Annotated in this window: 5 protein-coding genes; 4 read left to right on the plus strand and 1 reads right to left on the minus strand. The window is 67.5% G+C overall.

What is annotated here, in order from left to right; translation table 11 throughout:
* Window positions 1-54: 54 nt before the first annotated feature.
* On the minus strand, window positions 55-936 hold the full coding sequence (locus D5301_RS23335) for a helix-turn-helix transcriptional regulator (RefSeq protein ID WP_180847695.1): 882 nt from the start codon (window positions 934-936) through the stop codon (window positions 55-57).
* A 172-nt stretch (window positions 937-1,108) separates the two neighbouring features.
* On the opposite strand from D5301_RS23335, the gene emrR reads away from it, so the two are divergent.
* Genes emrR through emrB form a run of 4 tightly spaced genes read left to right on the plus strand, consistent with a single transcriptional unit; the run spans window position 1,109 to window position 5,826 of the window.
* Window positions 1,109-1,552, plus strand: a complete 444-nt coding sequence (gene emrR, locus D5301_RS23340; RefSeq protein ID WP_005415875.1) for a multidrug efflux system transcriptional regulator EmrR — start codon at window positions 1,109-1,111, stop codon at window positions 1,550-1,552.
* Entirely contained in the window at window positions 1,549-3,042 is a 1,494-nt protein-coding gene (emrC, locus tag D5301_RS23345) for a multidrug efflux transporter outer membrane subunit EmrC (protein WP_153857033.1), read from the plus strand. Before emrR ends, emrC begins: the two co-directional genes overlap by 4 nt.
* An 11-nt stretch (window positions 3,043-3,053) precedes the next feature.
* A complete protein-coding gene (emrA, locus tag D5301_RS23350) occupies window positions 3,054-4,232 on the plus strand; it encodes a multidrug efflux MFS transporter periplasmic adaptor subunit EmrA (protein WP_014036529.1) in 1,179 nt (392 codons plus the stop codon).
* Window positions 4,233-4,239: 7 nt separating this feature from the next.
* Entirely contained in the window at window positions 4,240-5,826 is a 1,587-nt protein-coding gene (gene emrB / locus D5301_RS23355; protein ID WP_153857034.1) for a multidrug efflux MFS transporter permease subunit EmrB, read from the plus strand.
* Window positions 5,827-6,023: the final 197 nt, after the last annotated feature.

The following is a 6,023-nucleotide window of genomic DNA, read 5'->3' on the forward strand; positions in this document are numbered from 1 at the left end:
TTGTTACCTGTTGTCGGGAGGCGGCGACGGCGGTCGCCGCTCGCAATCCTGTGATTATCCGGATGCGGCGGGGGATGCCAAGCCACGTGCAGGGTCCAGCCCGGTTTCCAGGCCGTGTCCGGCCCGTGCCAGGTAGCGCCCCGGTGGCAGCCCGAAGTGGCGGCGGAACACGGTGACGAAGGCGCTGGCGCTGCTGAAGCCCAGCGCGTGGGCGATGTCGGCCACGCTGCGGCCGTCGGTCAGCTGGCGCAGGGCCTCGGACAGGCGGGCCTGCTGTCGCCACTGGGCGAAGCTGAGGGTGGTCTCGTCGCGGAAGTGACGGGTCAGGCTGCGCGGCGAGAGGCCGGCCCAATGCGCCCATTCGGCCAGGCTGCGTTCGTCGGAGGGGTCGGCCAGCAGCTGCGAGGCGATCTTCAGCAGGCGCCGGTCGTGCGGCATCGGTAGATGCATGCGCTGGCGCGGCGCGGTGCGGATCTCATCCAGCAGTACGTCAATGATGTGCTGCCGCTCGGGCGTGGTGTCATAGCCCAGCGGCCACTCGCAGATGCGGTCGGCCAGCGCCTGCGCCAGCTTGGACAGGCCCAGTACGCAGGGGTCGGCGGGCAGGGTGGCGCAGGCCGGTGCGGCCAGCGCCATGCCCCAGCCGCGCAGCGGGCCGTCGAGGGTGACCGTATGCGGCTCCAGCGGCGGCATCCAGCCGGCCGAGCCCGGCGCCAGCGACCAGGTGCCGTGCGAGGTGCGGGTGGTCAACAGGCCGCGTTCGACGCAGATCAGCTGGGCACGCTGATGGTGGTGCCAGTCCACCTCACGGGCCAGGCCCTGCTGGCTGTCGAAGCGGAAGGCGATGACCGGCGGGCCGTCATTGCGCTCGAACCAGTCCAGTGCGTCATCCCTGAGCAGGCGCTTGGGAACCTGAATTTCTGCCTTGTTCATCATGTCCACTGGCTGAAATGTGTCATCCATTGGCTGGATTGTACTACCGGGCCACCTGACCAGATCATTAAGGTAGGCGCCTTCATTGATCCAGCCCGCTGCTGCAACACAGCATTCGATGCCAGATCGAATATTTCCATTGAGAAATATTTTTTTTGGAAGAGAATGCTCCCCCATGATCTGTCCTGCAACCACTCCCCCCAGCTTCGGCCTGCTGCTGCGCCAGGTGCGCGACGGCCTGGTCCGCCAACTCGATGCGTCCATGGCTGAAGAAGATCTGGGTATCGGCTTCACTCACTACATCGGGCTGAAGGTGCTTTCCAACATGGCCCCGTGTACTGCCAACGAGCTGGCCCAGGCCATCGACCAGGTGCCCAGCGCGGTGACCCGCCTGCTGGACAAGCTGGAAGCCCTGGGCTGCGTCCGCCGCGAACCGCATGCGCAGGACCGGCGCGCACTGCAGATCGTGCTGACCGATGAAGGCCGCGCGCTGTGGGCGCGGTTGAAGCTGCGCGGCGACGCGGTGATGGATTACGCGCTACGCGATCTTTCCGCCGATGAGCGCACGCTGCTGCTGTCCCTCCTTACCCGAATCCGCGATTCACTGACGACCCCATGAACCCGATCCCGCATTCCACTCTTCGCCGGTCCGGGCGCGCGCTGCTGGTATCAGCGCTGGCCCTGGCCCTGGCCGCCTGCGCCAGCAGTCGTGGCCTCAATCCGCAGGGCCACGTGCTTGACGTGGACAGCCTGCACAGCGAACGCACCCTGGCCGACACCGACCTGAGCGCCGCCGGCTTCCCGGCGCAGGACTGGTGGAAGGCGCTGGGCGATGCGCAGCTGGACGCGCTGGTCGCCGAGGGCCTGGCCGGCCACCCGAGCCTGGATGCCGCCGATGCGCGCCTGCGCCAGGCCCAGGCCCAGGTCGGCACCGCACGGGCCGATGAGCTGCCCAGCCTGTCGGTGTCCGGTGGCTATACCGGCCTGCGCCTGCCCGAGTCGATGGTCGGCAGCGAGATGGGGGGCCGCTATGGCGGCAGCAGCCAGGTTGCCTTCGACTTCAGCTACGGCGTGGACCTGTGGGGCGGCAAGCGCGCCGCCTGGGAAGCCGCCGTGGATGGCGCGCATGCCGCCACCGTCGAAGCCCAGACCGCACGCCTGAACCTGTCTACCGGCATTACCCAGGCCTATGCCGATCTGGCTTACGCGTGGCAGCTCAACGACGTGGCCGAGGAAGAACTGGCCCGCTCGCAGAAATCGCTGCAGCTGACCCGCCAGCGCCGCGGCGCCGGCATCGACAGCGATCTGCAGGTGCGCCAGGCCGAAGCCCGCGTGCCGGCCGCGCAGCAGCAGGTGCTGGCCGCACAGCAGCGCATCGATGCCGCCCGCACCGCACTGGCCGCCCTGGTCGGCAAGGGTCCGGACCGAGGCCTGTCGATCCAGCGCCCGCAGCCGCTGAACCCGGTGGCGCTGCAGCTGCCGGGCGTGCTGCCCAGCGAACTGCTGGGCCGTCGCCCCGACATCGTTGCCGCACGCTGGCGCGTTGAGGCGGCCGACAAGCAGATCAAGGTTGCCAAGACCAAGTTCTACCCGAGCTTCAACCTGACCGCGCTGGCCGGCGTGGTCGCCCCGAACGTGGGTGACCTGCTGAAGAGCAGCTCCACCTTCGCCTACATCGGCCCGGCGCTGAGCCTGCCGATCTTCGAAGGCGGCAAGCTGCGCGCCAACCTGGCCAACACCGACGCGCAGTACGACCTGGCGGTGGCCAATTACAACCAGGCCGTGCTGGATGCACTGCGCGACGTCGCCGACCAGGTCAACGCGGTGCGCTCGCTGGCACAGCAGGCGCACGCGCAGCAGCAGGCAGTGGACACCGCACGCTCGGCCTTCGACCTGGCCCAGCAGCGCTACCGCGCCGGTATCGGCAGCTACCTGGACGTGCTGACCGCGCAGTCCACCCTGCTGCAATCGCAGCAGCAGCTGGCCGGCCTGCAGTCGCAGCAGGTGCAGACCTCGGTGCGCCTGAGCAAGGCACTGGGCGGTGGTTTCCAGCCCGCTGACGCCGACCGCGCACCGATTGCCTCCCATTCCGATTCCTCGCATTCCTGAAGACGCCCGCCATGAGCCAGACCCAAGACACCGCGGCCCCGGCCGCCCCCAACCGCCGCGGCAACCTGCTGCGCGGCCTGTTCGTGATCGTCGTGCTGCTGCTTGCTGCACTGGCGCTGTGGTACTTCATGTTCGGCCGTTGGTTCGAAGAGACCGACGACGCCTACGTGCAGGGCAACCAGGTGCAGATCACCCCGCTGGTGGCCGGTACCGTGGTCGCCATCAACGCCGATGACGGCATGCGCGTGGAGCGCGGCCAGCTGCTGGTGCAGCTGGACCCGTCCGACACGTCGGTGGCGCTGCAGCAGGCCGAAGCCAACCTGGCCAAGACCGTGCGCCAGACCCGTGGCCTGTACCGCAGCGTGGAAGGCGCGCAGGCGGACTTGAACGCCCGCCAGGTGACCCTGAAGCGCGTGCGCGACGACTTCGCCCGCCGCAAGGACCTGGCCGCCACCGGCGCCATCTCCAACGAAGAACTGGCCCATGCCCGCGATGAGCTGGCCGCCGCCGAAGCGGCCGTGGCCGGTTCGCGCGAGACCGTCGAGCGCAACCGCGCACTGGTCGACGACACCGTGATCGCCACCCAGCCGGACGTGCAGGCCGCTGCTGCGCAGCTGCGCCAGGCCTTCCTCAACAACGCCCGCGCCGGCATCGTCGCGCCGGTCACCGGCTACGTCGCCCGTCGTTCGGTGCAGGTGGGCCAGCGCGTGCAGCCGGGCAATGCCCTGATGGCCGTGGTGCCGACCGAGCAGATGTGGGTCGAGGCCAACTTCAAGGAAACCCAGCTGCGCCACATGCGCCTGGGCCAGGAAGTGGAGCTGAAGTCGGACCTGTACGCCGGTGACGTGAAGTACAAGGGCCGCATCCAGAGCCTGGGCCTGGGCACCGGCTCGGCGTTCTCGCTGCTGCCGGCGCAGAACGCCAGCGGCAACTGGATCAAGATCGTGCAGCGCGTGCCGGTGCGCATCGCCATCGATGCCAAGCAGCTGGCCGAACACCCGCTGCGCATCGGCCTGTCGATGAAGGCGGAAGTGAGCCTGCGCGACCAGAAGGGTGAAGTGCTGCCGAGCACCCCGGCCAAGGGCACGGTGTTCGACACCGACGTGTATGCCAAGCAGCTGCATGATGCCGATGAGGTGATCCACACGATCATCCAGGGCAACCTGCCGCAGCAGGCGAAGGTGGGCTGAGGTCGCCATGTCCGCACAAGCTCCAGCCGCGCCCGGTGCTCCGGGCGCCCCGGCGGCGCCGGGTGCGGCCTCCGGGTTCCTGCCGCCCAGCGTCGCCCTGTGCACCGTGGGCCTGGCGATGGCGTCGTTCATGCAGGTGCTCGACACCACCATCGCCAACGTCTCGCTGCCGACCATCGCCGGTAACCTCGGCGCCAGTTCGCAGCAGGCGACCTGGGTCATCACCTCGTTCGCGGTCAGCACGGCCATCGCGCTGCCGCTGACCGGCTGGCTCAGCCGCCGCTTCGGCGAACGCAAGCTGTTCGTCTGGGCCACGCTGGCCTTCGTCATCACCTCGCTGCTGTGCGGCCTGGCGCAGAGCATGGGTATGCTGGTCCTGTCGCGTGCGCTGCAGGGTTTCGTGGCCGGCCCGATGTACCCGATCACGCAGTCGCTGCTGGTTTCGATCTATCCGCGCGAGAAACGCGGACAGGCCCTGGCGCTGCTGGCGATGATCACGGTGGTAGCGCCCATCTGCGGTCCGATCCTCGGTGGCTGGATCACCGACAACTACAGCTGGGAATGGATCTTCCTGATCAACGTGCCACTGGGCATCTTCGCCGCGCTGGTGGTGGGCAACCAGCTGAAGGGGCGCCCGGAGCAGATCGAGAAGCCGAAGATGGACTACGTCGGCCTGGTCACCCTGGTGATCGGCGTCGGTGCGCTGCAGCTGGTGCTCGATCTGGGCAACGACGAGGACTGGTTCTCGTCGATGAAGATCGTGGTGCTGGCCTGCGTGGCGGTGGTGACGCTGACGGTGTTCCTGATCTGGGAACTGACCGACAAGGATCCGATCGTCGACCTGAAGCTGTTCCGTCATCGCAACTTCCGCGCCGGCACGCTGGCGATGGTGGTGGCCTATGCGGCGTTCTTCAGTGTGGCCCTGCTGATTCCGCAGTGGTTGCAGCGTGACATGGGCTATACCGCGATCTGGGCGGGTCTGGCGACGGCGCCGATCGGCATCCTGCCGGTGATCATGACCCCGTTCGTGGGCAAGTATGCCTCGCGCTTCGACATGCGCATGCTGGCCACGGTGGCCTTCATCGTGTTGTCGATGACCAGCTTCCTGCGTTCGAACTTCAACCTGCAGGTGGACTACATGCACGTGGCCGGCGTACAGCTGATCATGGGCATCGGCGTCGCGCTGTTCTTCATGCCGGTGCTGCAGATCCTGCTGTCGGACCTGGATGGGCGCGAGATCGCGGCGGGCTCCGGCCTGGCCACGTTCCTGCGTACGCTGGGCGGCAGTTTCGCAGCGTCGCTGACGACGTGGCTGTGGGCGCGGCGCACCCAGGTGCACCATGCCGACCTGACCGAGCATATCTCGGCCTATCAGCCGGGCATGCAGGACCAGGTCACGGCGATGGGGCAGGGCGACCTGCAGCACGGCGCAGCGGTACTGAACAACATGATCAACCACCAGGCATCGCAGATGGGCTTCAACGACATCTTCTTCCTGCTGGGCTGGATCTTCCTGGCGATCATCGCGTTCCTGTGGCTGGCCAAGCCGCCGTTCGGCGCGGGTGCGGGTGCAGCCGCCGGTGGCGGACACTGAAACTCCCTGGAAACACGTGCTGTATTTTGACCCCGCCGCAAGGCGGGGTTTTTGTTTGTGTGCTCAGGCGTCGACGGAGTGCATCCATGCGTGGATGGGCGTCGCCATCGCGTTGACGCTGCAAACCCCGGAAACGAAAAAACCCGCTTTCGCGGGTTTGATCATCTTGAGTCGTGGTGCCCAGGAGAGGACTCGAA

This window comes from Stenotrophomonas sp. MH181796 (assembly GCF_009659995.1).
In the GTDB taxonomy this organism is placed as follows: domain Bacteria; phylum Pseudomonadota; class Gammaproteobacteria; order Xanthomonadales; family Xanthomonadaceae; genus Stenotrophomonas; species Stenotrophomonas riyadhensis.

Coding starts and splice junctions, on each gene's coding strand:
- emrR (WP_005415875.1), top strand. CDS start 1,109: ATGATCTGTCCTGCAACCACTCCCCCCAGCTTCGGCCTGCTGCTGCGC.
- emrA (WP_014036529.1), top strand. CDS start 3,054: ATGAGCCAGACCCAAGACACCGCGGCCCCGGCCGCCCCCAACCGCCGC.
- emrB (WP_153857034.1), top strand. CDS start 4,240: ATGTCCGCACAAGCTCCAGCCGCGCCCGGTGCTCCGGGCGCCCCGGCG.
- D5301_RS23335 (WP_180847695.1), bottom strand. CDS start 936: ATGATGAACAAGGCAGAAATTCAGGTTCCCAAGCGCCTGCTCAGGGAT.
- emrC (WP_153857033.1), top strand. CDS start 1,549: ATGAACCCGATCCCGCATTCCACTCTTCGCCGGTCCGGGCGCGCGCTG.